Here is a 25,930-nt window from a genome sequence, read left to right as displayed (position 1 = left end):
GGGCGTAGACACGGGCTGAATTCAGGTGAATCGCACGTAGGCTAACGGCGCCTCTTCGCCTTCCCGGCGCGCTTGGCCTTGCCCTTCTTAAAGCGGGGAATGACGTACTTGCCAAACTGGGTGATGGACTCCAACATCCGCTTGTGAGGAAGGCCGCCGGCCTGCATGTGGATGATGAGCTGGTCTACGCCGACATCCTGGAAGCGCTTCACGTAGGCTGCGCACCGATCCGGGTCGCCGACCATGATGACATCGTCCTTCAACATGCCCTCGGGGCCAGTGGCGCGCAGCTTGTCAGCAGCACCCGCCATGCGCTCCTTGGTGTATTCATAGGTCTTGGGCGGCTCCACGCCTTTGGGCCAGGACGAGTACTCAGCTCCCATCAGGTTGTACCACCAGGCCGCGCGGGAGCCTGTCCTTCTTGCCTCCGCATCGTCTTTGCCGCAGAGTCCCGTGCAGAAGCCAGCCAGCTGGTTATTCACGTTGCCTGCGATGGGCTTGGCGCTCTTGATGGTCTCCCGATATATCTTGACGGTGTCCTTCAGCATCTCCGGCGTGAGGCCGGTGCTGAAGAAGAGCACTCCCAGACCGCTTTCGGCGGCGCGCTTGGCGCTATCGGGCGAGGTGCCGGCGAGCCACATAGGCGGGTGGGGCTTCTGAACGCAGCGCGGGAGTACTGTCCGCTCCGGCATGCGCACATACTTCCCCTCATAGCTCACCTTCTCTTCCGAGAGGAGCCTCGCCACCAACTGCGTGCCCTCCATCCACATATCGCGGCTTTCGGCTGCGTTGATATCAAAGCCCTCAAGCTCCCTTGGCGTGACGGAGCGGCCAGTGCCGAGCTCGACGCGGCCATTGCTTATGATGTCCAGCATGGCGATGCGCTCGGCGACGCGCACCGGGTGGTTGTACTTGGGAGGTGTGAGGACGACGCCGTGGCCGAGGCGAATCTTTTTGGTCACCTGGCTCAGCGCACCCAAGAGAATTTCAGGAGCGGAGCAGTGAGAGAACTCCTCCAAGAAGTGGTGCTCGGTGAACCAGACGTACTCAAATCCATACTTCTCAGCGACGACGATCTGCTCGATGACCTCGCGGATCATCCGCGCCTCTTTGCCTGGGGTCCAGGGTTTGGGGACGCATATCTCGTAGAAGAGGCCGAATTTCATGGGCGCACTCCTAGGCAAAAAGTCTTCGCATTTGTAACACCAGAGAAGGAAGGAGTCAACGAATGACGCTTTCTCGCGGCTAAGCGGTGAGATGCTATGGAACCACGCTGCCCGCGATGAGCGTTCCCGCCGCGGAGAACATGCCGCCCGGCCCGTGGGCGATGCCGATCTTGGCGCCCTTCACCTGGCGCTGGCCGCACTCGCCGCGCAGCTGGCGCACCAGCTCGATGACGGTGAACATGCCGTACATGCCGCTATGGGTGTAGGAGAGGCCGCCGCCGTTGGTGTTCATGGGGAAGGCGCCGCCGGGGGCAGTGCGCTGGCCGGAGACGAAGGGGCCGCTTTCGCCGGGTTTGCAGAAGCCCAGGGCCTCCAGCGCCGCCATGGGCGTGAAGGAGAAGGCGTCATACAATTCCGCCACTTGGATCTCTTTGCGCTCCACGCCGGCCATGTTGAAGGCTGCATCTCCGGAGACCTTGAAAGTCTCAGGCCAGGTCATGTCCTTCATCTGGCTGATCATGTTATGTTGCGTCGCCTCGCCGGTGCCCAGCACATAGACGGGCGGCTTCTTGAGCGATTTCGCCCTGTCCGCGCGAGTAAGCACCAGCGCGCCGCCGGCATCCGTGACCAGACAGCACATCAGCAGCGTGTGGGGCCAGCAGACCCATCGCGAGTTCAGGACGTCCTGGATCGTGATGGGGTCCTTCATCAGCGCCATGGGGTGCATCGCCGCCCACTTGCGCGTGGCGACGGAGACTTCGGCGAAGTGTTCCAGCTTGGTGCCGTACTTGTGCATGTGGCGCGTGGCAGGGTGGGTGAACATGGAGGCCGCGCCAGTGATGCCCCAGATGTTCTCGTACTGGCCAGTGGGCTGCATCGCCCCGCCGGGCCAGGGAGGCGCGCCCACGCGCGATCTGCCGCTCTCCCCGTGGGTGATGAGGGCCACGTTGATGACGCCCGCCGCCAGCGCCAGCATCGCATGCTCAACAAAGAGGATGAAGGAGCAGCCGCCCACCATGGTGCCGTCCGTGTAGCGTGCGGTGATGCCCAGATATTCGCCCAGGAGGTTGCTATAGATGCCGGCGGTGAAGAGCCCATCAACGTCCTTGATGGTCAGCCCGGCATCGGCCAGGGCGTTCTTGGCCGCCTCGGCGTGGAGCCGGAGGACAGAGGCGTCCGGGCGGACGCCGATCTTATCGGCCTCTGAGACGCCGACGATGGCTACTTTGCCGCGTAAGTCTCTGGGTACCATGGAGCTCCTAGTTGTAGAGGGGGATGGGGCGGGGCTGGCTGGGGTTGCTGGGCTTGAACTTGGGGAAGGTGAACTCCGGCGTCACATCATGGTAGGTGACTTCCACCGGCATCTCGCACCAGAGCTTTGCCGGGTCCGGGTCAATGCCCACGATATTGGTCATCATCCGCGGCCCCTCCGCCAGCTCCACAACCGCCAGGATGAGGGGCTTATCGCCCAAGGCGGGAGGCGGCCGGAAGTTGATGACAAAGGTGTAAATCTTCCCCTTGCCGCTCATCTGCGCCCATTCGATGTCCCAGCTGAAGCAGGTAGGGCAGAAGGGGCGCGGGTAGAAGAAGGGCCCGCACTTCTTGCACTTGGGCAGCATCAGCTTATGCTGCTTAAGACCGTCCCAATAGGGCTTGCTTTCCGGCGTCGGCTGGGGCAACGCTCCCTTATACGGCGGTGCGGTGGTCATGGTTACCTCGCCTTCGCGTGGGCCATCTTTGAGGGCATCTCAACGGTGGCCGTGCCGAGGGTGGTCTTTTCGTTCTTCTGGTTAGTCACTTCAACGTCCAAGTCCACAAAATGCTTGCCGTCCTTGGCATACTTCTTGGTCACCTTGCCCTTGGCGGTAAGGACATCGTGCTTGTAGCTGATGGCGCGGTGCTGAACGTCCAGGCGGCGGATATCGCCGTTGATGCCGGCCCAGGCGCGCAGCATATTGAGGATGTAGGCATAGCGCAGGTTGCCCATGCCGAAGGCTCCCGTCATGCCCGCCTTCTTGGCCGCCTCATCGTCCATATGGATCTGGACAAACTCATCGTTCACCGCCGCGAAGCGGTTCCAGTGCATCAGGTCCGTCTGGCGCTGGAAGGTGGGGATCTCCTGGCCTTCCTGAACATCTTCAACATAGAGCGTGTGATCGAGCGACATGACATGCCTCCTAGTAGTTGATCTGCGTATTGGTTGAGATTCGGACGGTCTCGTCCTTCTGATTGGTCCAAGTGGTCTTGCGGATGATGAAGCTCATGGGCCACTTAGTTCCCTGGCGGTAATAGATATCGTCAATGATGGTCACTGAGGTGATGACATCGCCGGGGCGCATGGGGGTCAGGAACTGGGCGCCGCCGCCGCCGTTCAGGACGTTCAGGCTGTTGCCCATCTTTTTGAGCTCGGCATAGATATCGCTGAAGTCCATCTGCTTGGGCTTTTCCACAGGCCAACCGAATGGATTGAAGTCCTCCGGCGCGATGACGCCGCCGAAGCGCGTCTTCTTGGCGTAGTCGGCGTCCCAATAGAGGCGCGGCGGCGTCTCCGGCCAGTAGACAGCGATAGCCCACTTGCGGATGTCCGAAAGGGCGATCGGCTGGGAATGATATCGGGATATCTCCCTGCCGATGTAAGCCTTGAGGCCGGGCGTGATGGGAATATCCTTGGATTGGGTCATTCATGCTCCTTCTGCTACGGAGTTCCTAGAACTCCGATGGATGTCTGTCGTGAGACCTTCACAAGCTCGCCCCTGTGGTTCGTCCACACATACTTCTTGGTGAAAAAGAGCATAGGGAAGCGCCCTCCCTGGCGGGTGTGCACATCGTCTAGGGAGGTGACGCTGGTGATGACATCGCCGGGGCGCATGGGGGCGTGGAACTCATCCCTGTTGCCGCCGTTGAGCCAGTTCAGGCCCTTGCCTGCCCGCTGGAGGATAGGGGAGATGGGATCCGGGAGGAAGGCCCCGGAGACGATCCCGATGCTCCAGGCGAAGGGGTTGAAGACTTCCGGCGCGACGATGCCGCCATAGCGGGTCTTTTCGGCATAATCGGCGTCCCAGTAAAGTCTCGGCGGCATTTCCGGCCAGTAGACGGCGATGGCGCACTTCCGAATATCCGCTTCGCTCACCGGGGGCGATGTGTGGCGCGCCGCTTCCTTGCCGAGCCAGGTCTTCAGCTCATCGCTCACTCGGATCTCTTGCTGCAGGGTCATAGCTGGCGGCGGCCTAGTGCTTGATCGCCACGTGGGTGTTGTACTTGATCACTTCGCCCTTCTGGTTGGTCCAGGTGGTCTTGCGGACAAAAAAGAGCATGGGCCACTTGGAGCCCTGGCGGCAGAAGATATCGTCGAACTTGGTGACGCTGGTGATGACATCGCCCGGGCGGATGCGGCTCAGGAACTCGTTGCCCCCGCCGCCGTTCAGCATCCCAAGGCCGATGCCCATGCGCTTGGTGGGCGCGTGGGTGGGCTCATCGCCCATGTTGTAGGTGCTGCGGTCTATCGGCCAGCTGAAGGGGTTGAAGTCCTCCGGCGCGACGATGCCTCCGAAGCGCGTCTTCTTCGCATATTCCTCGTCCCAAAAGAGGCGGGGCGGCGTCTCCGGCCAGTACGCGGCGATGGCCCATTTGCGGATGTCCGATAGCGAGACGGGCGCCGAGACTTTGCGGTTGCACTCTCTGCCGATGAATGCCTTCAGCTCATCGGAAATCGGGATGACTTTCTCTTGCGTCATGGGCGTGGTTCGCCTCGGTTGCTGTGGGGTGAAAGCGCATAGGCGAGGGTAGCGGCGTCCCCAGGGATTGTCAAGGAATGCAACCGGAGCCGCGCGCGGCGGCGCCTATGCGGAAAGCGGCTGCTTCACTTCCTCGAACTGCTCCTTGGTTATCTTGCCACGCGCATACCGCTCCCGGGCGATCTCTATGGCAGATTTCCCACCCGGCTCACGAGCCTGCCCGGACAGGCTCCTTATGCCCCAGACAATAAGCCAGATCAACCCGCCCCAAAGGAAGACCATCCACAACCATGCCGAACGCGAACCATCCCCAGTGCATCCGCCCATCGTGGAACCAGAACATATCCCCCCTCCGCTCATGGCGTTTGCTCAAAAGTAGGCTGTGGCTGTCACTTCCTCATAAAGCCGTGCCGGGCGACCGTGAAGAAGCTACGAAAGGGAGCCTCGTTGCCCAGATATGCGCCTCCTTGTTACAATGTTTTGACGCTTTCCTGAAAGAGTACCCATGCCCTCCTCCACTCCCGCCAAACCCACGTCTCCGCCGCGCAACGGCACCCTTCGCCTGGCGCTCCCAAGCGACCGCCAGATGGAGGATGACACCATGGCCTTCATGCAGAAGTGCGGCCTGGATGTCTCCCGCCCCAATAAGCGCATCTACACTGGGAAGATCGGCGTTCTCAAGGGCGTGGAGGTCATCTTCCAGCGCTCCGTGGACATCCCCGGCGAGCTGGATGCAGGGGTGATTGACGCCGCCATCTTGGGCTATGAGCGCTTCCTTGAGAATCGGAATGAGAAGGGCGATTCTTTCGCCGTTCTGAAGGACCTGGGCTTCAGCCGGTCAAACCTGGTGGTGGCGGTGCCAAACGCCTGGCATGACGTGCGCACCTCCAAGGACCTGGCCAGGATGGCCAAGGCCAGGCGGCTGCGCGTCGGCACCAAGTACCACAGGCTCGTCGGCGACTACCTGCGCCGGAAGGGCGTTTCCCCCTACGATCTGATCCACATCAACGGCGCCATCGAAGCAGCCCCGCTCATCGGCACGGCTGATGTTATCAGCGATATGGTCTCCAGCGGCGCCACCCTTCGCGAGAACAACCTCCGGCCCCTGGACGATGGCACCATCGTAGAGTCCGCCGCCTGCTTCGTGGTCAACAGGCGCCTGCTCAAGAGCGATGCGAAGAAGCTGGAGATGACCAAGACGCTCCTGGAGCTCATCGAAGCGCGCCTTAGGGCGGAGGGCTTTTACTCCATCATCGCCAACATCCGTGGCGAATCGGTGGAGGCTGTCGCCGCGCGCGTTACCAAGAACCCCATCGTGGCCGGCATGCAAGGACCCACGGTCTCCACCGTGGTCAGCAAGACGGGCGATAGGGGGTGGTACTCCGTCTCCGTCGTTGTCCCCATCGCCCAGCTGGCGGCTGGGGTGGACCATCTCAGAAAGATCGGCGCAAGCGGCGTCGTCGTCTTTCCGGCCCACTACGTCTTCGGCGGCCGTTGCGAGGCCTATGAAGAACTGGTCAAAGCGCTGAACGCAAAGCGGGGTGAGTGATGAGCAGGGGCAAGCGCAAGCAAGAGGACAGCGCATACCGCGGGCTTAGCCCGCGTATGCGGCTACTCTTGGTAATCGTTTCGATCATCATCATCCTCGCCATGGTACTCGGTCTCGTGCTCCCGTTCGTGCATACCAGCGGCTCCAACGGCGGCTAGGAGCGCCACAACCCAATCGCAGGATCACCATGCCGAATCTCGGTCTCCACATCGGGTTTGCGCTGGAGTCGGGCAAGCGCCTCGGCCATCCCATCGTGCGGGAGCACCAGGGGAGCTTCCTGCTCGGATGCACCACGCCTGACGTCCGCCTCTTTAAGGGCTGGGAGCGGGAGCGCACCCACTTTTTCAAGCTCGCCACGGACCCTACCGGCGCAGGTTTCGAGCGCATGCTTTCTGAGAATCCCCAGCTTCGCAGGTCGGACAGGCTGAGCCGGGAGACCACCGCCTTTATGCTCGGGTACCTCTGCCACCTCAACATAGACGAAGGCTGGATCTGCCAGATCTGGCGGCGGCACTTCGGCAAGGGCTCCACGCTCGCAAGCGACCCCTTGGTGCTGGTGCTGGACCGCGTCATGCAGTTCCACCTGGACCGCCGGGAGCGCGAAAGCATCGCAGACCTGGAGGGTGCGTTGGAGAGCATCAAAGGCGCGTGGCAGGGCGTCGAAGTCGGCCTCATTGACGAGGGCGTGCTGCGCGAATGGCAGGGGATCGTGATTGACCGAGCCGGCCGCGAGCTTCCCTGGCATAAATTCGCCGGGATGGTGAAGCGCCTGCGCCCCAGCGCCTCCGTGGGCGAGACGGAGCAGGTGATGGACAAGATACCTGAGATGCTGGAAAAGGTTCGCGCTCACATCCCGGATGATGAGATCGCCTCCTTCCGCCAAGCGGCGATGGACAATTTTGTGGAGACGGCGAACCGCTACCTCAAGGCAGGGCAGGTCAATTGAAGATCGTTCACGGCCTCGCCCAGGCCCGCGCAGCCGTGCGCAGGCCCGCGCCTGACTCCTCGGCACTGCCGCCCGCCGCCCAGGCGCGCATCAAAGCTATCTTCGGCAAGCCGCTTACTGTTGAGGAGGCCGTCGCTCGCATCATCGAGGACGTGCGCGCCAAGGGCGATGCCGCCCTCCTGGATTACACGCGCCGCATAGACGGCGTCTCCCTGAAGTCTCTCACCGTCAGCAAGGCCGAGATCGCCAAGGCCGCCGCCAAGATGGACAAAGAGCTTCTTGCCGCCCTGGAGCGCGCCGCCGACCGCATCCGTGAGTTCCACCAGGTCGCCTTGCCCGTCAGCTGGTTCGATGAGGCGGCAGGCCTCGGCCAGCAGATCGAGCCCATCGCCTCCGTTGCCATGTATGTTCCCGGCGGCACCGCCGCCTATCCCTCCACGGTGCTGCACACCGCCGTCCCCGCCCGTGTGGCGGGGGTCAAGTCCGTCGTCATCGCCACGCCGCCGGGGAAAGACGGCGCGGTGACGCCGGTCATCCTGGCCGCGGCAAAGATCGCCGGGGTGGACACCATCTATAAGATGGGCGGCGCGCAGGCCGTCGCGGCGCTGGCCCTTGGGACCAAGAGCGTGGCCAAGGTGGACAAGATCGTCGGCCCTGGGAATGTCTTCGTCACCGCCGCAAAGCGCAGGCTCTTCGGCGCCGTGGGCATAGACGGTCTCCACGGGCCCACGGAGACGCTTATCGTGGCCGACGATTCCGCAAATGCGCGCCTCGTCGCCGCCGACCTCCTGGCCCAGGCCGAGCATGATGTGCTGGCCACTCCGGTCCTCATCACGCCTTCCGCCAAGCTCGCCCAGGCCGTCGCCAAAGAGGTGGCGAGCCAGCTCGCGACTCTCGAGCGGAAAGCGATAGCCGCCGAATCAGTGAAAAACCGGGGCCTTATCGCCCTCGTGAAGGATGTGCGAGAGGCCGTGACCCTGGCAAACGAGGTGGCGCCCGAGCACCTTTGTCTTGTGGTGCGGAACGCCCGGGAAGAGGCCCGCCACGTCCGCAACGCCGGCGGGATCTTCTTGGGCGAAGGTTCGCCTGAAGTCCTGGGCGATTACAACGCCGGGCCTAGCCATGTGATGCCCACCATGGGCACGGCGCGCTTCTCGTCCGCCCTCGGCCTCCACGACTTCGTCCGCGTCACCAGCGTCATCGGCCTCAGGCCGGGCCAGGCCAAGGGATTAGCCGGGGACGCCGCCCGCATCGCCCGCGCCGAAGGATTGACAGCGCACGCCCGTTCCGCTGAACTGCGGATGTAAGCGGCCGGCGGAGCTGCCGCCGCCGGCCTAGGGAGAGGCTATGGGAACGCTATGGGAGTTCAAGAGCAACAAGGATGGCCGTCGGCATAGTAACGTTGGCCTAGTGGCGGTGTGGGAGGTCGCCGGAGACCAGATGAGCGAAGGCCTGAAGCCTGAAGATGTCTCCGCAAGAGAACTCCTTGGAAAATGGACTTACCGGGTCACCAAGGAATTCCCCAACGGCCTCATCCCCATCTACTGGTTCGTGGAGGCCACCGGCGCAAGCATCTTCACTCGCACGAACTTCCCATCGCAGTTCGACCACTCACACGGCCAAAGGGCGCGAGACGACTTCCTCACTCAATTCACTTGGCCTATGGAGACCAAAAGCGGCGACTTTCTGAACTGGCTTATGCTGCCGGTCCAAGATAAACTGTGGAGGCCCGGTCAAGCCGGCAAGGGAGGCTTTATTCAAGAGGCCACCGGCTGGAAGCCTGCCATTCTGCAACCATTCGTCTATCTGCAGTCGCTCCTAGAGATCACTCTGAAATAGCGAACGCTGGCCTATGAAGAAGTCTGCAAAAGCATCTCCTGCCAAGGGTCGCGCCAGCCCTACGAGGGACGGCATCGCCCGGTTGGTGCGAAGGGACCTCCGCTCCTTGGAGAGCTATCAGGCCATCGTCCTGCCCGGCGCACTGCCTACGGACGGTAAACAGCCCGATGGCCGCCTCATCAAGCTGGACGGCAATGAGAACCCCTACGGCTGCTCGCCGCGGGTCCTGGAAGCCCTGCGCGCCTATCAGGGCTACAACATCTACCCTGACCCGGATCAGCGCGAGCTGCGCAAGGCTATCGCGGCCTATGCCGGCGTTGACCCCAGCTATGTCCTCGCAGGGGCAGGCAGCGATGAGCTGATAGACCTCCTCATGCGCCTCTTCTTAGACCCCGGCGATACCGTCCTCAATTTCACCCCCACCTTCGGCATGTACTCCTTCAACGCCGCCGTCTGCGGCGCGAGCGCCATCAACGTCCCCCGGCGCAAGGATTTCACGGTGGATGTGGAGGCCGGCCTTGCCGCGGCGCGGGACAGCACCAAGCTCGTCTTCATCGCCAATCCCAACAATCCCACAGGCACCCTGACGCCTCGCGACTCCATCGTGAAGCTGCTGAAGACCGGCGCCATCGTCATCGTGGATGAGGCTTACTATGAGTTCAGCGGCGTCACTGCCGTGGACCTTGTGGCTAAGAACCCGAACCTTGTGGTCCTGCGCACCTTCAGCAAGTGGGCTGGACTGGCGGGCCTCCGCGTCGGCTATGGCATCATGTCGCCCGCCATCGTCCAGCGGCTCATGGCCATCAAGCCCCCCTACAACGTCAACGTGGCCGCCCAGGTGGCCGTCCTAGAATCGCTCAAGGATATCGCGTACCTGAAGGAGACCGTCAGAAAGATCCTGGACGAGCGCGACCGGCTCTTCGTCATGCTCCAGAACCTGGATTTCATGGTCCCGATCCCCTCAGACTCCAACTTCATCCTCTGCAAAGTCGTCGGCCGCAACCCCAAGAAGATGCGCGACGACCTGCGCAAGCAAGGCATCTTTCTGCGATACTTTGATACGCTGGGCCTCAAAGACTGCATCCGCATCAGCGTGGGCCTGCCGCAAGATACGGATGCCCTGATCTGGGCCCTCCGGGCCTGGGAGGACTACAAGTAATGCCAGCCAAGCCGGCGCCAAAACGGCGCACCGCCAAGATCGTCCGCAAGACGGGCGAGACGTCCATTGCCCTGGAGCTCGATCTCGACGGCACCGGGAAGTACGATGTCTCCACCGGCCGCGTCATGCTCGACCACATGATGTCCCAGCTGGCGCGCCACGCCGCCTTCGATATGAAGCTCAAGGCAAGCGTGCAGATGGACCCGGACGGCCACCACCTGGTGGAGGATGTAGCCATCGCCTTCGGCCAGGCGCTCAACCAGGCCCTCGGCGATAAGAAGGGCATCGCCCGTATGGCCAACGCCTCCGTGCCGCTGGATGAGGCCCTGGCGACGGTGGCCCTGGATATCAGCGGCCGCGGCTACTCATTCTTTGAAGCGAACTTCACCGCCCATGAAGTCGGCGACCTCATCACGGACCTCGTGCGCCACTTCTTTGAGACGCTGGCCCGCGAAGGGAAGATGAACATCCACGCCCAAGTGGTGCGCGGTGTCAACGACCACCACAAAGTAGAGTGCCTCTTCAAGTCGCTGGCGCGCTCCCTCGGCGCGGCCACGCGCCTTGACCCGCGCTTCGCAGGCGTCACGCCCAGCACCAAGGGCATGCTCGAGAAATAGGGGCGGCCGGACGGCCGCCCCTAGGCACGCATGACGCGCCGCCAGGCATACGCCCTCGCTCTCGCCTCGGCCATCGCCTACGCCGTCAGCCTCCCCATCAGCGATGCTCTCCTGAGCGACATCGAGTCGCTCCCGCTCGCGGGGCTCTTCCCCCTCGGCGCAGCTTCCGTTTCCTGGGCCATCGTCCTCTTCGAGCGCCTCTCCGGCCGCACCCGCGCAGACGCAGCCGCAGTCCCGATCCAGAGGGTGGACATTCCGTTCTTGGTCATCATCATCCTCATCGGCGGCGTCCTCTCGCCCATCCTGCTCCTCGTCGGTCTGAGCCGGACCGATGCCGGAACCGGTTCCCTGATGCTCAGCACAGAGGTCCCCTTCACCGCGCTTCTGGCCGCCTTCCTCTTCCGGGAGCGCCTCGGTCGGCGCGTCTGGCTCGGGGCGCTCGTGGTGGCCTGCGTCGGCGCGCTGCTCTCAGCTCGCGGGAACGGCGGCTTCGGCCTGAGCCTCGGCGCGATAGCCGTGGCAGGCGCGGCGCTAGGCTGGGCGCTGGACAATAACGTCAGCGGCAAGCTGGCCCAGCGGGACGTCTTTGCTCTCGTGCGCATCAAGAGCACCTGCGCGGGCGTCATCACCACGCTCATCGCCCTCTCGCTGGGGAAAGACTACCCGGCGGCGGGGCTTGTAGCGGGCGCCGTGGCCATAGGCGCGCTGAGCTACGGCATCTCGCTCATCCTGCTCTATAGCAGCATGCGGGGCATCGGGGCCGCCCGGGCCGCAACCCTCTTCGGCACCGCCCCCTTCTGGGGCGCGGCCTTCTCCGCCATCGCCTTCGCCGATTCACGCTCCTGGGTGCTGCTGCCCGCCGCCATCGGCATGGCCTTCGGTGTCTGGGTCATTACCGCGGAGCGGAAAACGTCCTAGCGCCTACTTCCTACCTGTCACGCTGGAGTAGGTCATCTTGAAGCGCAGCGTGACCGAAACCGCCCCTGGGCGGTCGTCCATATTCCGGTAGACAAAGCCCTTCGGCGTCGGCGTGGCGTGGATCGGGTCCGGCGCATCCGTTTCGTAGATCGTCATCAACTGCGGCTGGCCCGAAGCCATGTTGGTGTTCACGAACCGGTGCGCCGTGTGGAAGACGCCTCCGGAAAGCACGTCCGGCCCGTGGTAGTTGTTGAACCAATGGTCGAATTCGGCCATGGTTCTGCCCTCTTTGATGTTCAGCAGGGCCATGATGATGCCCGTTGTCTTGCGTCCCGCCGCGTTTGCCCCTGTGAGCGGCTTCGGCGTGCCGGGGCTCCTCTGGTAGACGCACACCAGCGCCGCCTTCTGGTTCGGGTGGATGCGGCCCATATCTTTGAGTGGGGCCGTATGCTTGCGGTTCTCCGTCCACGCCTCCGCGACATTCGGGCGCGACGTTTCGAACAGGATGGCGTAGCGAGGGTCCTTCTCGCCGCCCGTCCCCGCGGGGTTCTCATACCGGGTCGCCTTATCGAAGATCCCGGCCTTGGTCACATCGGGGATGTGCGTCTTGATATACCACTCATCCAGCTCTACCTCTTTCCCTGGAGGCACGCAGTTCGCCAGGATCAACGTTAGGCCCGTCGGTGCTCGTCCTTCCATGATCGCCTTCCTTTTAGTGCAGTATCAGCGCCGCGGTCGGCACGTATGCCGCGCTGGCGACAAAGCTAAGCTCAACCTTCTTCACCTGAGAGGTGGACGTGCCGCGCAGCTGCTTCACCCCTTCGATGATGTGGGTGATGCCGTGGATATAGGCCTCGGAGAGATTCCCGCCGTGGGTGTTCAGCGGCAGCTTCCCATCGGGCCAGCCGATCGCGCCGCTCTCCACAAAGGGCCCGCCCTCGCCGATCTTGCAGAAGCCCCAGTTCTCCAGAGCCATCAGCACGCCCGGCGTAAAGTGATCGTAGATCTGCGCCACATCCATGTCAGCGGGTTTCACGCCCGCCATCCCAAAGACGCGCTTGGCCGTCTCCTGCTGCTCCGGTATCTGCGTCAGCAAGGACCGGTTATAGTTCCGCACCGATTCCTGGTTCCACGCCATGCCCATGCCCATCCCCATGATGCGCGCAGGCGTCTGCTTCAGCGCCCGCGCCCGCTCCGTCGTCGTCACGATGTATGCCCCGGCGCCATCGCTGTTGAGGCAGCAGTCGAAGAGGTGCAGCGGCCAGGCGATGTAGCGCGAAGCCTGGTGGTCCTCGAGGCTCAACGGCCCCTTCATCGTGGCGTTGGGGTTGCGGTTGGCGTTGGCGCGCTGGGAGACGGCGATGGCCCCAAGCTGGCGGCTGGTGGTCCCGTACTCGTGCATATGCCGAAGGGCGATCATCGCGATCCACTGCGCCGGGGCCAGGTGCCCAAAGGGCGTCGCGAAGGCCGTCTCCCCAGCCACGTACTCACCCGCCCGGGAGACGCCGTAGCGCTGTCCCGAGCCCAGGTTCACCGAGCGGTAGCAGAGGACGTACTTCGCCATCCCTGAGGCCACCACCATGGCCGCCTGCGTCGTGATCGCGCACGGCGAGCCGCCGCCATAGCCCACCTCTCCGTGGTAGCTGAGCGACTTGATGCCCAGCGACCGCACGAGCTGGTGCTGAAGGACGGCGTCATAACTGCACCGGATGATGCCGTCTATCTCGGAGGGGTCCAGCCCGGCATCGGCGCAGGCCTTCGCCGCAGCCTCCGTCGCAAGCGACCACTCAGTGCGCCCCGAGCTTTTGGAGAACTGCGTCTCGCCTATGCCCACGATGGCGGCTTTATCTCGGAAGTGGCGCAGGTCGTCCATTGGCGGCTCCGGCAGGCGAATAATGGCTGGGGCAATCATAATTGCCCCAGGAAGCGGGTCAAGTGCGAGACGGATGTGGTATACTAGCGTTACGTCAAGCAGGCTAGGCTGTCGCCCTGATGAAAGTCGGGGAGGAAAGTCCGAGCTCCCCCGGGCAGATGCTGGGTAACGCCCAGGACGGGCAACCGTACGGCAAGCGCCACAGAGACACACCGCCGATCTCGCAAGAGAGGCAAGGGTGAAAACGTGAGGTAAGAGCTCACGGCCGGTTTGGGCAACCAGGTCGGCAGGCAAGCCCCATCCGGAGCAAGGCCAAATAGGAGGACGCACGAGCCCGGCGAGTCCTCGGGTTGGCCGCACGACTTCACCGGTGACGGTGGAGCTAGATAGATGACAGCCCCCGACGCCGCAGGATGAGGTCCCTCCCTTCGGGGAGAGATGTAAACGGCGGCGACGGTACAGAACTCGGCTTACAGGCCCGCTTCACGTACATGAGGCCCCTCCGGATCTCGGAGGGGCCTCGCCTTTCCGGCCTGCGCCGGATTACGGCTATCCGATTTTGGATTAGACTCTACACATCAGGGGTGGAGGAAGAAGCGATGGCGACGAAGCAACGCACACGAAAAGCAACCGGCAATCGAATGCCTCTCTCAAAAGCTGACCTCGAAATTATGAGGCGAGAGACGGACGCTGCTATTGCCTCACTCGCCCACTATGGCGAGCCGAAGGTTGACATTCAAGAACTGCGGAGACACCTTAAGCATGAACTGAAGGGCATCTCGCTGAGCGAATTCCTACTGAAGGAACGTGAAGCAAGTCGATAGACCGTGATCTACTATTTAGATGCTTCCGTCCTTCTTTAGCGCTACCTCACCGAGGTCGGGACAGGAGCTGTTGACACCTTCTTTGCTGAACGCCTCATCACCGACGTTATCTGCACGTCGAGGTTGTCCATTCTTGAAATCACCTCTTCCGTTCATCGGATGAAAAGGGGCCTTCTTATCAACACAGAGCGAGTCGCTCAGATACTGACCTCCTTCCGTACTGATGTGCGTGACCAAATGCTTGTGTGGCCGCTGACCGAGGAGGTCGTAGAGACAGGGCTCTCCGTCTGTGAACAACACAAGCCTTGAAGTGGTGACGCGCTGCACCTTGCTCCGGTGATTAGGCTCTCACGCGCTTCCCAGGATGGCGTTGTCATGCTGACCAGCGACAAGGAACTCCTCATTGCTGGGAAGAACGCGGGTGTTCAGGTGCTTGACCCCATGCAACAAGAGACCCTTGCGACAGTCAGGCGATTCCGGGCAGCAGAGCAGTAAGATAACCGGCCCGCAGGACCTTTCGTCTTCCCTTCATTGACTCCCTCAACCATCCCTGCCTATCCTTGTTCATTGCCTCCTTCGACCACGGAGCCTCCAGATGACCTCCTCACCCGATCCGGCTCGCCTGTCCAAGGCCATAGACTCCGCCGTCGCCGAGCTGGAGTCTAAAGGCATCGTCAGGCGCATCTGGGCTAAGGACCACACGCTCTGGAGCGATTCGCCCCAGGAGATCACCAACCGCCTCGCCTGGCTCACCCTTCCCGAAGCGATGCGTTCCCAGGCGGCAGAGATCCGCGCCTTCGCCGAATCCGTCAAGGAGACCTTCACATACACCGTCCTCCTCGGCATGGGAGGCAGCTCCCTCGGCGCCGAGGCCGTCGTCAAGATCATAGGCGAAGATGCCTCCTTTCCCCTCTTCCACGTCCTCGATTCCACGCTTCCCTCCGTCATCCGGGAAGTGGAAGAGCAAGTGGACATGGCCGATACCCTCTTCATCGTCTCCTCCAAGTCCGGCTCCACCATAGAGGTGATCTCCCTCTACCGCCACTTCCGCGAAAGAGTCGCGGAGGCCGTCGGCGAAGCCAAGGCCGGCGAGCGCTTCATCGCCATCACCGACCCCGGCACGCCGCTGGAGCGCTTGGCCGAAGACCACAACTTCCGCCGCACCTTCCTCGCCGATCCCAACGTCGGCGGCCGCTACTCCCTCTTCTCCCACTTCGGCCTCGTGCCCGCCGCCCTCGCAGGCGTGGACGTTGCGCGGCTCTTGGAGAGAGCCCACGCCATGCAGCAGCGCTGCGGACCTGCTGTAACGGGTGATAAGAATCCCGGCGCCTATCTCGGCGCCTACCTGGCCGCCATGTGGCGCGAGGGCCGCGATAAGGTCACCTTCGCGCCCTCCCTCACCTTCCAGCCCTTCGCCTCTTGGGCGGAACAGCTCATCGCGGAAAGCCTCGGCAAGGCAAGGAAGGGTATCGTGCCTGTTGCCACCGAGCCCCTCGGCGGGCCGGACGTCTACGGGAACGATAGATGCTTCATCAATATCCGGTTGGAAGATGCCGAGCCGTCCCCGGTGGACAAGATGCTCACCCAGGTCGGCGCGCGCGGCCCCTTCGTCATGACCCAGAGCATCCGCGATATCTATGATGTCGGCGAGCTCTTCTATTGGTGGGAGTTCGCTACCGCCGTTGCTGGCGTATATCTGGGCGTGAACGCCTTCGATCAGCCTAACGTGGAGCAGGCCAAGCGCAACACGAACGATGTCCTCGCGGCCTACGAAAAGAGCGGCAAGCTGCCAGCGGCCTTCGCCACCATCTCGCCGAAAGACCTTTTCGCCAGGGCTAAGCCGGGCGATTATCTTGCTATCCTCGCCTATCTTCCCTTCACCACAGAGGTGGATACGGCCCTCTCCCTCCTCCGCGAGCGGCTCATGACGCGATTGAAGATCGCGACGACCTTTGGCCTCGGCCCGCGCTATCTCCACTCCACAGGCCAGCTCCACAAGGGCGGGCCAAACAACGGCCTCTTCCTCCAGATCGTGAAGGACGACAAGGAGGACATCCCTATCCCCGGCAAGCCCTACTCCTTCGGCGCCCTCGCCCAGGCGCAGGCTCTCGGCGATCTGCAAGCCCTCGCGGCCGCGGGTCGCAGGGTTGCGCGCATCAAAATCACCGGCTCTCTTGAAGATTCCCTCTCCGCCATCGGCTAGCACGGAGGAGCACGATTATGGAAATAGGACTCATCGGCCTTGGTCGCATGGGCGGCAACATGGCTCAGCGCCTCCTTAAGGCCGGCCACAAGGTCGTCGCCTTCGATTTCAATCCCTCGGCGGTGCGAACCGCGGCGAGCCAAGGCGCCGCGGGCGCGAAAGACCTTGCCGATCTCGTCGCCAAGCTCGCCAAGCCCCGCGCCGTCTGGGTCATGGTGCCATCTGGGGACCCGACGGAGAAAACGATCAACGACTTGGCCGCCCTGCTTTCCAAGGGCGATGTCATCGTTGATGGCGGCAATTCCAACTACAAAGAGAGCATACGGCGCGCCGATTCCCTCAAAGCCAAAGGCATCCATTTCCTAGACGTCGGCACAAGCGGCGGCATCTGGGGCCTCAAGGAGGGCTACTGCCTCATGGTCGGTGGCGAAAAGAAGGCCGTGACTCGCCTCACGCCTATCTTCAAGAGCCTCGCGCCCGGCCCCGATCGCGGCTTCGCCCACGTCGGCCCCTCAGGCGCGGGGCACTTCGTGAAGATGATCCACAACGGCATCGAATATGGCATCATGCAGGCCTACGCCGAGGGCCTCGATCTTCTCCAGGCGAAGAAGGACCTTGGCATAGACGTCGCCCAAGTCGCCGACCTCTGGCGCAGCGGCAGCGTCGTCCGCTCATGGCTCCTCGATCTCACCGTCGCCGCCCTCAAGGAGAACCCCAAGCTCCAAGGCCTGGCCCCCTACGTGGAAGACTCCGGCGAAGGCCGCTGGACCGTCCAGGAGGCCGTGGATGCCGCAACTCCCGCGCCTGTCATCACCGCCGCTCTCTACGAGCGCTTTCGCTCCCGCCAGGCCAACTCCTACGCCGATCGCCTCCTGGCCGCCATACGCAACCAGTTCGGCGGCCACGCGGTGAAAGAGGCCTAGCATGGCGCGGGAAAGCACCCTCATCGTCATCTTCGGCGCAACGGGCGATCTCACGCGCCGCAAGCTACTGCCCGCCCTCTATCGCTTGCACCTCAAGAAGCGCCTGCCCAAGGGCGTCCGCATCCTCGGCGTCTCCCGCACCCAGCAGAGCGACCAGCAGTTCCGCGATGCTATGCGTGAGGCCGTCCAGGCAGTGGACGAGCTCTCCGTCCGCCTTGGCGAGTGGGATGCCTTCGCCGGGCTCCTCTCCTATCTCCCTGCCTCTGTGGAATCCCGCGACGATATGGCCTCCCTCGCCCGCCACATCGCAAAGCTTGAGGGCGCCGTCCAGCCGGCCAATCGCCTCTTCTATCTCTCCATCGCCCCGCAGCTCTACGAGGCCGCCATCAAGAACCTTGGCCACGTCAAGCTTGCGGGCGAAGGCACCGGCTGGCGGCGCATCGTTGTCGAAAAGCCCTTCGGCCGCGATCTGGCGAGTGCCCAGGAGTTGAACCGGCTCGTCCATCGCCACTTCTCCGAGCGGCAGGTCTTTCGCATAGACCACTACCTGGGCAAGGAGACGGTGCAGAATCTCCTCGTCTTCCGTTTCGCCAACGCCATCTTTGAGCCGCTTTGGAACCGCAATTTCGTGGATTGCGTCCAGATCACCGTCGCCGAAAAGGTCCCCGTCGGCGATCGCTCAGGCTTCTATGATCGCACAGGCGTCGTCCGCGATATGCTGCAGAACCACATTTTGCAGATCATGACCATGATCGCCATGGAGCCGCCAAGCGCCCTCGACCCGGAGTCCCTGCGCAGCAAAAAGGTGGACGTCTTGAAAGCCATCCGCCCCTGGCAGCCGGGCGAGGCGCGCCTGCACGCCGTCAAAGGCCAGTACCGCGGCTATACGCAAGAAAAGGGCGTCGCCAGAGGTTCTGCTACGCCCACCTTCGTCGCCATGCGGCTCTTCGTGGACAACTGGCGCTGGCAGGGCGTCCCCTTCTATCTGCGCACCGGCAAGGCCCTGAACACCAAAGTTTCCGAGGTCGTCGTCCTGTTCCGCCAGCCGCCGCACCAGATGTTCAGCCGGGAGCCTCTGCCGCCGAACATCCTCTCCCTCTGCATCCAGCCCGATGAAGGCGCCTCCCTCCGCTTTGAGGCTAAGGTGCCCGATGCCGGCATGGAGACCCGCTCCGTGGACATGCGCTTCCACTACAAGACCGAGTTCCGCACCCAGGGCTTCCCTGAAGCCTACGAGCGCCTTTTGCAAGATGCCCTTGCCGGCGATCCAACGCTCTTTATCCGCAGTGACCAGATCGAAGAGTCGTGGCGTGTTGTTGCCCCGCTGCTGGATGACGGCGATGGCCCCGCCGCCCCTCCCCTCCGCCTCTACGAACCAGGCTCCTGGGGACCGGAGGCCGCAAGCGCCCTTATCATCCAGGATAGTCGCGAATGGCTCGTCCTCTGTGGCAATCGCGAGGAGGCCTATGTTTGATCTGCACCTCTCCAGCACGCCTGGCGAAAACGCCCGCGCCATCGCCAAGTTCATCGCCGATCTCTCCCATGAGCGCGTGGAGGCCTCCGCCAGGTTCACCATCGCGCTCTCCGGCGGCAACAGCCCGGCCAGGCTCTACGCCGCCCTAGCCTCGCCGCCCTTCGCGGAGCGCATTGGATGGCAGGCCTGGCACGTCTTTTGGAGCGATGAGCGCTGCGTCCCGCCGGATAGCCCCCAGAGCAACTACAAGCTTGCTCGGGAAACCATCCTTCGCCACGTTCCGATCCCTGAGAAGCACGTGCATCGCATCAAGGGCGAATGGATGCCCAGCGCCGCCGCCAACGCCTATGAAGAGGAGATCGCGGCAACTCTGGGTGGCGATAAACCCATCTTCGATCTCATCCTCCTCGGCATCGGCGAAGACGGCCACGTCGCCTCCCTCTTCCCCGGCAGCGAAGCGCTGCACACCAAGACGCGGCTCGCCATCGCCACCCTCTCGCCCGATAGGAAGATGCACCGCATCACCTTCACGCTCCCTCTCATCAACGCCGCGCGCCACGTCGCTGTCATCGCGAACGACGCCTCCAAGGCCGACGTGCTTGCTCGCCTGATGCAGCCTCGCCAGGCCGATGCACGACTCCCCGCCGCCATGGTCCGCCCGAAAGCGGGAACGCTCCATTGGTTCCTAGCCCAAGAGGCAGCCTCCAAACTGCCGGGTCTGGGTAGCGCCCGCTAGGCAAGCCTGAGATGCATATGTGAAGTGCGCTTCCTATATCCCCCTTTTGCGCCGTCGTCAATCCATTGACGTGCCGATTGCGTGAATCCTAGACTGTCCCTCGGCCATCTAAAGGTCAAGCTTAAGTGACGCGCACTGCGCTACGAAGGGGCTCCATGAAACTCGGTCTACCCATCGAACAGCTCGCCAATGCGAGCGCCAGAAAGCCGAAGCGGACGCTTCTCTTTTGGATTATTGCAGTTGTTGTCGGGTTGCTTGTGGCGAATGCTTTGCTCATCCCCAACCTGACTACCTCCTTCACCGTTCTCAATAATCCCGACTCCACCAAGGGCAATGACCTTCTGGAAGAGCGCCTCCGTGGCCCGCGTCGCGCTAACGACATCGTTATCGTCTCCTCGGCCACCAAGACCGTCGACGACCCTGCCTATAAGGCCTTCGTCCAAGACTTGGAAAAGAAGGTTAAGGAGACCCATGACCATAAGCCGGGAGACTTGGTCATCGCCGAAACGGTCGTCTCCTATTACTCCACGAACAACGCCGGCTTCGTCTCCAAGGACAAGAAAACCACCATCATCCCCTTTCAAGTCGCGGGTGACATCAACGACTCCTCAGAACCGCTGAAGGTCCTCCGCGAAAAGGTCACCTCCAAGGCAAGCACGGCTGACTTCAAGGTCATCACTACCGGAGAGGCCTCCCTCTCAGAAGATTTCGCGGTCATCTCTGAGAAGGACCTGCAAAAGGGCGAAGGCATCGGCGCCCCGGTTGCCATCCTCATCCTCATCCTCGTCTTCGGCGCCGTCGTCGCGGCTTTGATTCCGCTTGCCATCGCCGTGATTTCGATCCTCGTCGCCCTCGGCGTCGCCGGCATCTTCGGCGCCGGGTTTGACCTCTCGATCTTCATCCAGAACATGATCTTCATGATCGGTCTGGCCGTCGGCATAGACTACTGCCTCTTCATCGTGGACCGGTACCGGGAAGAGCGCGCCAAAGGCCTGGACAAGCATGCGGCCATCGCCAAGTCCGCCTCAACGGCAGGCCGCGCCGTCTTCTTCAGCGGCCTCACCGTCATCCTCGCCCTCCTCGGCATGCTCCTCGTCCCCTCCAATGCCTTCATCTCCGTTGGTCTCGGCGCCATCAGCGTCGTCGTCGTCTCCATCGTCGCCTCCATGACCCTCCTTCCTGCTATCCTCAGCCTCCTGGGCGATAAGATTGAGCGCCTACGCGTTCCCTTCGTCCACAAGGCCCAGGCCATGACGCATGAAGAGAGCGTCGGCGGCTTTTGGGACAAGCTCTCCCACGGCGTCATGAAAGCTCCCGTTATCAGCCTCATCCTCGCTGCTGGATTGCTTGTCGCCGCCGCTATCCCCATCTTCGATCTCCGAACGGGCGATTCCGGCGTCAGCACCTTCCCGCCCGGCATCGAATCCGGCGATGGCTTCAGGATTCTGCAGGCAGAGTTTGGAGATAGCCTCCCGAACCCGGCAGATATCGTCATTGACGGCCCTGCCGATGCACAAAGGACCAAGGACGCCATCGCGAAGCTGACCGCCACGCTCAAGGGCGACCCGGCTTTCGGCGTGCCCAAGTCGGTTGAGGTCAGCCCCAACAAAGACTTCACGCTCCTCTCCGTCCCCATGACCGGCGATCCCTCGGACACCGCCATGACGAACGCCATCAAGCGCCTGAGGAATGACTACATCCCGGAGGCCTTTGCCGGCGCTCCCGCCAAGGTCTACGTCACCGGCAACGCCGCCTTCAACGTGGACTGGTTCAAGGTCGCCAACGATTCCGCCGTGCCCGTCTTAACCTTCGTCCTCGCCCTTAGCTTCGTCCTGCTGATGCTCGTCTTCCGCTCCATCGTCATCCCCGTCAAGGCCATCCTCCTCAACCTCCTGTCCGTCGGCGCGGCCTATGGCATTCTCGTCCTCGTCTTCCAAAAGGGCGTCGGCCACCGCTTCTTCGGCTTCTCGGAGGCCCCCGTCATCCAGGCCTGGATCCCCGTCTTCCTCTTCTCCGTCCTCTTCGGCCTCTCCATGGACTACCACGTCTTCTTGCTGAGCCGCATCCGCGAGCGCTTCAAGCAGACCGGCGATAACACCGGCTCTGTCGCCTTCGGCATCCGCTCCACAGGCCGCCTCATCACCGGCGCGGCCCTCATCATGGTCGCCGTCTTCGGCGGCTTCGCCAGCGGCCGCATGGTCGCCCTGGAGCAGATGGGCTTCGGCCTCGCCGTCGCCGTCCTGATTGACGCCACTATCGTCCGCTCCATCCTTGTCCCCGCAAGCATGAAGCTCCTGGGCAAATGGAACTGGTACTTCCCCGCGTGGCTTGAGTGGCTTCCCAAGGTCAACGTGGAGGGCGAGCACGCTCCGCAGGCGGCCGGCGCGGCGATGCCGCAAACGGCAAGGAAATAGCGTCGGACGCAAATCGAGGTAAGCAAGAAGGGGCGGCTGCTTGGGCCGCCCCTTTTATTTGAGCTGTAGCTCCCGTATCGCCAGAGCCGTCGCGCCCAGCAGGCCGATGTCCTCACCGAATCGCGTCCGTACGATTTCCAGCCGCTTGTTAAAGCCCGGCAAAAGGAGACCGCGCGCCGTCTTTTCGACTGTCGTCTGGATAAGGTCCCAACTCTTCGTCACGCCGCCGCCTAGGATGACCTTCCGTGGATTGAAGACATGCACCAGGCTGGCGATGCCCCTGCCGAGATACGTCGCCGCCGCCTGCACGATCTCCTTCGTCACTATGTCTCCCTCGCGGGCGGCCTCAAAGACGTCCTTCGTCTTGATGGCCTTGGGCGTCAGCTTCGCCAGGCTCGTCTTCCGCCCGGCCTCCACCGCCTCCTTCGCCCGCTCTGCGATCATCTCGCCGCACGCCAGGCTTTCCAGGCACCCGCGATGGCCGCACTTCCCCAGCGGCCCTTCCGGCGCCAGGAAGATATGCCCAAGCTCTCCCGCCATCCCCCATGCGCCGGTGAGCAATCGCCCGCCGGTGATAACTCCACCGCCGATCCCCGTGCTGACTGTCAGATAGACCAAGTCATCCACGCCGCGCCCATCGCCAAAGACGTGCTCGCCCAGGGCAGCCACCGTGGCATCGTTTCCCATGGCCACGGGCAGCTTGAAGTGCCGGGCAAGCATCGCCTTGAACGGCACCGTCTTCCACCCGGCCAGGTTCGGCGGGTGGTGCAGCGTGCCGCGATCATCCAGCGGCGAAGCGACGGCAGCGGCGACTGCGATGGGCTTCCCCGTCCCATGCTCCACCACCAGCGCCTTCCCCATCCCCTCGATCCGCGCGATGACGCGCTTCGGCCCCTCCTCCGCCCGCGTCGGCTCGATGGTGCGGCCGATAACCTTCCCCTTCGCCGTCACCAGGCCGACTCTCAGCTGGCTGCCGCCAAGATCAAAGGCTAGGATGGGTCTGCTTTTGCTCGATGAGGCCATACGGCACTTCGCTTTTCACAATGCTTCGCCAGCCTCCCTTCTCTCCTTACGCCCGTCTGTGGGCTATGGCAGAAGAGAGGAGGACGCTTCTTCCACGCTATCCGGCCTACCTCAACTGCCTCTTCTCAAGGGCGGAGGCCCATTTATGCAAAATATCCCGGTTGCTCACCACATCTATCGCCGCGGAGTACGGGTCAACCTCTCCCGATTGCACCCGCTCCAGCACGCCCTTCAGGTCCCCGTTCCCCTCGATGAGCTCCCGCAGCGCCGCGCTCACCTTCTCCTCCACCGTCGTCAGGAACTGCGTCGTCCTCCGGCGCTGGCGGCGGCGCGCCAACTCCCCTGATCGCTCCGCATACTCCCTATGCTTGCCGATGGCTTCCCGCAGCTCCTGTATTCCCTCGCCCCTGGCCGCTTTGGTCAACAGCACCGGAGGCGTCCATTCGGAGACTCGCGCGCTCAGATGCAGGCTCTGCTCCACCTCCCGCGCCAGCCTGTCTGCCCCATCGCGGTCCGCCTTGTTCACTACAAAGACGTCCGCGATCTCCATCAAGCCCGCCTTCATCGTCTGGATTGTGTCGCCCGCCTCTGGCACCAGCACCACAACCACGGTATCGGCCACCTCCATCACATCCAGCTCCGTCTGGCCCACGCCCACTGTCTCAATGAGGATATAGTCCTTGCCCGATGCCTCAAGGAGCGTCGCCACTCGCTGGGTCACGTGCGGCAGGCCGCCGTGGCTCCCTCGGCTCCCCATGCTCCGGATGTAGACGCCCGGGTCCTTATAGTGCTGCTCCATTCGTATGCGGTCGCCCAACAGCGCGCCCCCGGTAAAGGGACTGCTCGGATCCACCGCGATGATGCCCACCGTCGGCCTTCCCTGGCCCTCTCCCCGTATCGTGGCCGTCAGCTGGTCCACGATGGTGCTCTTGCCGCTTCCCGGCGGCCCCGTAAAGCCGATTCGGTAGCCCCGCCCGGCATGCTGAGAGGCCTCCCGCAGGACCTCCACCGCCTCCGCCCCCTCCTTCTCGATGCGCGTGATGAGCCGCGCAAGCGCAAGCGGCTCGCCGGCCAGCATCTGCCTCATCAACTCTTGGAGCGTCGCCATCGTCTGCTCTCCGGGGGTGCGCCTCCAGTATCCGGGCGGCCCTTCCGTGGTGTCAACCTGCGCCATGTGCCTGCGGGATGCCTGCCCGCTGAAGAATCTCTACAATAGTCTCGCTTCACAAGCACTCAGAGAGGCCTCCTGTGATGTCCAGCGCTGCTCCCGGCCCCGAAGTCATGGGATGTGATATCGCCGTCGCCGGCGGCGCGCTGGCCGCCTTCGGCGTCTACGGCATGATTGCAGGCGAAACCGCCTCCGCCCTGAATCGGTGAATGGGAACAGGTCGTCCCCGCCCTTACCGCAGGCTAACCTCGCCCGCCACCACCTGCGTCTTCGTCCCGTCCTCCCTGCGGATCGTGAGCGCCCCGGCATCGTCCACATCCACCGCCGTCCCCTCTTCCAGCTTCGCCTCCTGCGCCGTCCCCGTGGCCCACGTGACACGCACCCGTTGCCCCAGCGTCGCCAGCTTCGCGCGATACTCCTGCGTCAGCCTCTCGCCGCGCTTCACTCGCTCGTAGAGCGATTCGAACTCCTCCAGAAGAGCGCGCAAGATCGGCAGGCGCGCCGCAGGCCGGCCAAGCTCCTCGGAAATACTCGTCGCCATGGCGGCTATCTCCGGATGCTTCGCGGGGTCGAAATTCACATTCAGCCCGATCCCGATGATGGCGAACTCCGTCTGCCCATCGCGCCCCGTCACATCCACCAACAGCCCCGCCATCTTCTTCCCCCCCAACTGCACATCGTTCGGCCATTTGATCATCGGCTTCAGCCCCGTGGTGCGCTCCACGGCGCGAGCCACGGCCATCGGCACTGCCATATTAAGCTGGTGGAGCCATTCGCTCTTGGGGCGCAGCACCAGGGAAATCATGATCTGGCTCCCCGGCGGCGAGACCCACGCCCTCCCGAACCGCCCCCTGCCTGCCGTCTGCTCGTCGGCCACAAAGAGCGCCCCTTCAGGCGCGCCTGCGCGTGCCGCCTCAACGGCGCGGTCCATCGTAGAGCTCGTCTTCGCGTAGGCATGCACCTGCGCGCCGATGAAACTACTCTTCAACCCCTGCCGTATCTCCTCAGCGGAAAGCTCCTCCCGCGGCTCGCTCATCGCCGCTCGCTGAGGAGTCCGAGAACAGACTCGGTGAGCGAGAGCAGCCCGGCATCCACATTCAGGTTGCGCGAGCGCCGCCTCGCCACCCGGGCAAGCGCCTCTTCAAAACTGACGTTGTGCTTCCAGGCGAAGTAGAGCGCCACCACATACGGCGAGCGGCTCACCCCGGCGGCGCAGTGCACCAGCACCTTCCCCTCCTCCACCATCGCGCCCAGCCGCTGCACAATGTGCGCCACGTCCTCCGGCGGGTTCCCGGGGCCGTCTATCAGCGGGAAGTGCACCACTGGCACCGGCGAGATGTACGGCGTGTACCGGTCCAGATTCA

At 63.2% G+C, this 25,930-nt stretch carries 27 protein-coding genes and 1 other RNA gene; 14 read left to right on the top strand and 14 right to left on the bottom strand.

What is annotated here, in order from left to right:
* Positions 1-41: 41 nt before the first annotated feature.
* The 8 genes from FJ039_06930 to FJ039_06895 all read right to left on the bottom strand — a co-directional run bounded on the left by FJ039_06930 (position 42) and on the right by FJ039_06895 (position 5,227).
* A complete protein-coding gene (locus FJ039_06930) occupies positions 42-1,166 on the bottom strand; it encodes an LLM class flavin-dependent oxidoreductase (protein ID MBM4405897.1) in 1,125 nt (374 codons plus the stop codon).
* Positions 1,167-1,260: 94 nt separating this feature from the next.
* Positions 1,261-2,418, bottom strand: a complete 1,158-nt coding sequence (locus FJ039_06925) for a thiolase (protein MBM4405896.1) — start codon at positions 2,416-2,418, stop codon at positions 1,261-1,263.
* A 7-nt stretch (positions 2,419-2,425) separates the two neighbouring features.
* On the bottom strand, positions 2,426-2,875 hold the full coding sequence (locus tag FJ039_06920; protein MBM4405895.1) for a Zn-ribbon domain-containing OB-fold protein: 450 nt from the start codon (positions 2,873-2,875) through the stop codon (positions 2,426-2,428).
* Positions 2,876-2,877: 2 nt separating this feature from the next.
* Positions 2,878-3,333: a hypothetical protein gene (locus FJ039_06915; protein ID MBM4405894.1), complete on the bottom strand. Its 456-nt coding sequence runs from the start codon at positions 3,331-3,333 to the stop codon at positions 2,878-2,880.
* Positions 3,334-3,343: 10 nt separating this feature from the next.
* Positions 3,344-3,847 (bottom strand): MaoC family dehydratase, encoded by a 504-nt coding sequence (locus FJ039_06910; GenBank protein MBM4405893.1) that lies wholly within the window; start codon positions 3,845-3,847, stop codon positions 3,344-3,346.
* 14 nt (positions 3,848-3,861) lie between these two features.
* The gene (locus tag FJ039_06905; GenBank protein MBM4405892.1) at positions 3,862-4,380 is read right to left on the bottom strand and encodes a MaoC family dehydratase; all 519 of its coding nucleotides are present in this window, start codon (positions 4,378-4,380) and stop codon (positions 3,862-3,864) included.
* 13 nt (positions 4,381-4,393) lie between these two features.
* Positions 4,394-4,900 (bottom strand): MaoC family dehydratase, encoded by a 507-nt coding sequence (locus FJ039_06900; GenBank protein ID MBM4405891.1) that lies wholly within the window; start codon positions 4,898-4,900, stop codon positions 4,394-4,396.
* A 105-nt stretch (positions 4,901-5,005) separates the two neighbouring features.
* Complete coding sequence (locus FJ039_06895; GenBank protein ID MBM4405890.1) at positions 5,006-5,227, bottom strand: SHOCT domain-containing protein; 222 nt, start codon at positions 5,225-5,227, stop codon at positions 5,006-5,008.
* 178 nt (positions 5,228-5,405) lie between these two features.
* On the opposite strand from FJ039_06895, the gene hisG reads away from it, so the two are divergent.
* The 7 genes from hisG to FJ039_06860 all read left to right on the top strand — a co-directional run bounded on the left by hisG (position 5,406) and on the right by FJ039_06860 (position 11,928).
* Positions 5,406-6,449 (top strand): ATP phosphoribosyltransferase, encoded by a 1,044-nt coding sequence (hisG, locus tag FJ039_06890; protein ID MBM4405889.1) that lies wholly within the window; start codon positions 5,406-5,408, stop codon positions 6,447-6,449.
* A gap of 187 nt (positions 6,450-6,636) precedes the next feature.
* Positions 6,637-7,395 (top strand): zinc dependent phospholipase C family protein, encoded by a 759-nt coding sequence (locus tag FJ039_06885; GenBank protein MBM4405888.1) that lies wholly within the window; start codon positions 6,637-6,639, stop codon positions 7,393-7,395.
* Positions 7,392-8,702 carry a histidinol dehydrogenase gene (gene hisD / locus FJ039_06880; protein ID MBM4405887.1) on the top strand — a complete coding sequence of 437 codons (1,311 nt, stop codon included), beginning with the start codon at positions 7,392-7,394 and terminating at the stop codon, positions 8,700-8,702. Before FJ039_06885 ends, hisD begins: the two co-directional genes overlap by 4 nt.
* Positions 8,703-8,742: 40 nt before the next feature.
* The gene (locus FJ039_06875; protein MBM4405886.1) at positions 8,743-9,234 is read left to right on the top strand and encodes a hypothetical protein; all 492 of its coding nucleotides are present in this window, start codon (positions 8,743-8,745) and stop codon (positions 9,232-9,234) included.
* 13 nt (positions 9,235-9,247) lie between these two features.
* The gene (hisC, locus tag FJ039_06870; GenBank protein ID MBM4405885.1) at positions 9,248-10,393 is read left to right on the top strand and encodes a histidinol-phosphate transaminase; all 1,146 of its coding nucleotides are present in this window, start codon (positions 9,248-9,250) and stop codon (positions 10,391-10,393) included.
* Entirely contained in the window at positions 10,393-11,010 is a 618-nt protein-coding gene (hisB, locus tag FJ039_06865; GenBank protein ID MBM4405884.1) for an imidazoleglycerol-phosphate dehydratase HisB, read from the top strand. The genes hisC and hisB overlap by 1 nt, the downstream gene beginning before the upstream one ends.
* 30 nt (positions 11,011-11,040) lie before the next feature.
* Positions 11,041-11,928, top strand: coding sequence for a DMT family transporter (locus tag FJ039_06860; GenBank protein MBM4405883.1), 888 nt, complete (start codon positions 11,041-11,043; stop codon positions 11,926-11,928).
* A gap of 3 nt (positions 11,929-11,931) precedes the next feature.
* On the opposite strand, the gene FJ039_06855 is transcribed toward FJ039_06860, so the two are convergent.
* Positions 11,932-12,627, bottom strand: a complete 696-nt coding sequence (locus FJ039_06855) for a hypothetical protein (protein MBM4405882.1) — start codon at positions 12,625-12,627, stop codon at positions 11,932-11,934.
* 13 nt (positions 12,628-12,640) lie between these two features.
* Entirely contained in the window at positions 12,641-13,801 is a 1,161-nt protein-coding gene (locus FJ039_06850) for a lipid-transfer protein (GenBank protein ID MBM4405881.1), read from the bottom strand.
* A 95-nt stretch (positions 13,802-13,896) separates the two neighbouring features.
* On the opposite strand from FJ039_06850, the gene rnpB reads away from it, so the two are divergent.
* From rnpB to FJ039_06815, 7 genes are all read left to right on the top strand, one after another.
* An RNA gene (rnpB, locus tag FJ039_06845) (RNase P RNA component class A) lies at positions 13,897-14,290 on the top strand.
* Between the two features lie 110 nt (positions 14,291-14,400).
* On the top strand, positions 14,401-14,625 hold the full coding sequence (locus tag FJ039_06840; protein ID MBM4405880.1) for a hypothetical protein: 225 nt from the start codon (positions 14,401-14,403) through the stop codon (positions 14,623-14,625).
* A gap of 595 nt (positions 14,626-15,220) precedes the next feature.
* The gene (locus tag FJ039_06835) at positions 15,221-16,828 is read left to right on the top strand and encodes a glucose-6-phosphate isomerase (protein ID MBM4405879.1); all 1,608 of its coding nucleotides are present in this window, start codon (positions 15,221-15,223) and stop codon (positions 16,826-16,828) included.
* Between the two features lie 17 nt (positions 16,829-16,845).
* Complete coding sequence (gnd, locus tag FJ039_06830) at positions 16,846-17,751, top strand: decarboxylating 6-phosphogluconate dehydrogenase (protein MBM4405878.1); 906 nt, start codon at positions 16,846-16,848, stop codon at positions 17,749-17,751.
* 1 nt (position 17,752) lies between these two features.
* Positions 17,753-19,225 (top strand): glucose-6-phosphate dehydrogenase, encoded by a 1,473-nt coding sequence (gene zwf, locus FJ039_06825; GenBank protein ID MBM4405877.1) that lies wholly within the window; start codon positions 17,753-17,755, stop codon positions 19,223-19,225.
* A complete protein-coding gene (gene pgl, locus FJ039_06820) occupies positions 19,062-19,961 on the top strand; it encodes a 6-phosphogluconolactonase (GenBank protein ID MBM4405876.1) in 900 nt (299 codons plus the stop codon). Before zwf ends, pgl begins: the two co-directional genes overlap by 164 nt.
* A gap of 155 nt (positions 19,962-20,116) precedes the next feature.
* Complete coding sequence (locus FJ039_06815; protein MBM4405875.1) at positions 20,117-22,375, top strand: MMPL family transporter; 2,259 nt, start codon at positions 20,117-20,119, stop codon at positions 22,373-22,375.
* A 54-nt stretch (positions 22,376-22,429) separates the two neighbouring features.
* Here the strand turns inward: FJ039_06815 and FJ039_06810 are convergent, their stop codons facing one another.
* From FJ039_06810 to FJ039_06795, 4 genes are all read right to left on the bottom strand, one after another.
* A complete protein-coding gene (locus FJ039_06810) occupies positions 22,430-23,398 on the bottom strand; it encodes an ROK family protein (protein MBM4405874.1) in 969 nt (322 codons plus the stop codon).
* Between the two features lie 106 nt (positions 23,399-23,504).
* A complete protein-coding gene (gene meaB, locus FJ039_06805) occupies positions 23,505-24,506 on the bottom strand; it encodes a methylmalonyl Co-A mutase-associated GTPase MeaB (protein ID MBM4405873.1) in 1,002 nt (333 codons plus the stop codon).
* A gap of 292 nt (positions 24,507-24,798) precedes the next feature.
* Positions 24,799-25,602, bottom strand: a complete 804-nt coding sequence (locus tag FJ039_06800) for a biotin--[acetyl-CoA-carboxylase] ligase (GenBank protein MBM4405872.1) — start codon at positions 25,600-25,602, stop codon at positions 24,799-24,801.
* Positions 25,599-25,930: dual specificity protein phosphatase family protein (locus FJ039_06795; GenBank protein MBM4405871.1), on the bottom strand; the 332-nt coding region annotated here is incomplete at its 5' end. The genes FJ039_06800 and FJ039_06795, both read right to left, overlap by 4 nt.

Source organism: Chloroflexota bacterium, assembly GCA_016875535.1.
Lineage (GTDB): Bacteria > Chloroflexota > Dehalococcoidia > SHYB01 > SHYB01 > VGPF01.
The sequence above is the reverse complement of the archived record's forward strand: the minus strand, read 5'-3'. Positions and strand labels throughout refer to the sequence as shown.

Coding starts and splice junctions, on each gene's coding strand:
- FJ039_06930 (MBM4405897.1), bottom strand. CDS start 1,166: ATGAAATTCGGCCTCTTCTACGAGATATGCGTCCCCAAACCCTGGACC.
- FJ039_06925 (MBM4405896.1), bottom strand. CDS start 2,418: ATGGTACCCAGAGACTTACGCGGCAAAGTAGCCATCGTCGGCGTCTCA.
- FJ039_06920 (MBM4405895.1), bottom strand. CDS start 2,875: ATGACCACCGCACCGCCGTATAAGGGAGCGTTGCCCCAGCCGACGCCG.
- FJ039_06915 (MBM4405894.1), bottom strand. CDS start 3,333: ATGTCGCTCGATCACACGCTCTATGTTGAAGATGTTCAGGAAGGCCAG.
- FJ039_06910 (MBM4405893.1), bottom strand. CDS start 3,847: ATGACCCAATCCAAGGATATTCCCATCACGCCCGGCCTCAAGGCTTAC.
- FJ039_06905 (MBM4405892.1), bottom strand. CDS start 4,380: ATGACCCTGCAGCAAGAGATCCGAGTGAGCGATGAGCTGAAGACCTGG.
- FJ039_06900 (MBM4405891.1), bottom strand. CDS start 4,900: ATGACGCAAGAGAAAGTCATCCCGATTTCCGATGAGCTGAAGGCATTC.
- FJ039_06895 (MBM4405890.1), bottom strand. CDS start 5,227: ATGGGCGGATGCACTGGGGATGGTTCGCGTTCGGCATGGTTGTGGATG.
- hisG (MBM4405889.1), top strand. CDS start 5,406: ATGCCCTCCTCCACTCCCGCCAAACCCACGTCTCCGCCGCGCAACGGC.
- FJ039_06885 (MBM4405888.1), top strand. CDS start 6,637: ATGCCGAATCTCGGTCTCCACATCGGGTTTGCGCTGGAGTCGGGCAAG.
- FJ039_06875 (MBM4405886.1), top strand. CDS start 8,743: ATGGGAACGCTATGGGAGTTCAAGAGCAACAAGGATGGCCGTCGGCAT.
- hisC (MBM4405885.1), top strand. CDS start 9,248: ATGAAGAAGTCTGCAAAAGCATCTCCTGCCAAGGGTCGCGCCAGCCCT.
- hisB (MBM4405884.1), top strand. CDS start 10,393: ATGCCAGCCAAGCCGGCGCCAAAACGGCGCACCGCCAAGATCGTCCGC.
- FJ039_06860 (MBM4405883.1), top strand. CDS start 11,041: ATGACGCGCCGCCAGGCATACGCCCTCGCTCTCGCCTCGGCCATCGCC.
- FJ039_06855 (MBM4405882.1), bottom strand. CDS start 12,627: ATGGAAGGACGAGCACCGACGGGCCTAACGTTGATCCTGGCGAACTGC.
- FJ039_06850 (MBM4405881.1), bottom strand. CDS start 13,801: ATGGACGACCTGCGCCACTTCCGAGATAAAGCCGCCATCGTGGGCATA.
- FJ039_06840 (MBM4405880.1), top strand. CDS start 14,401: ATGGCGACGAAGCAACGCACACGAAAAGCAACCGGCAATCGAATGCCT.
- FJ039_06835 (MBM4405879.1), top strand. CDS start 15,221: ATGACCTCCTCACCCGATCCGGCTCGCCTGTCCAAGGCCATAGACTCC.
- gnd (MBM4405878.1), top strand. CDS start 16,846: ATGGAAATAGGACTCATCGGCCTTGGTCGCATGGGCGGCAACATGGCT.
- zwf (MBM4405877.1), top strand. CDS start 17,753: ATGGCGCGGGAAAGCACCCTCATCGTCATCTTCGGCGCAACGGGCGAT.
- FJ039_06815 (MBM4405875.1), top strand. CDS start 20,117: ATGAAACTCGGTCTACCCATCGAACAGCTCGCCAATGCGAGCGCCAGA.
- FJ039_06810 (MBM4405874.1), bottom strand. CDS start 23,398: ATGGCCTCATCGAGCAAAAGCAGACCCATCCTAGCCTTTGATCTTGGC.
- meaB (MBM4405873.1), bottom strand. CDS start 24,506: ATGGCGACGCTCCAAGAGTTGATGAGGCAGATGCTGGCCGGCGAGCCG.
- FJ039_06800 (MBM4405872.1), bottom strand. CDS start 25,602: ATGAGCGAGCCGCGGGAGGAGCTTTCCGCTGAGGAGATACGGCAGGGG.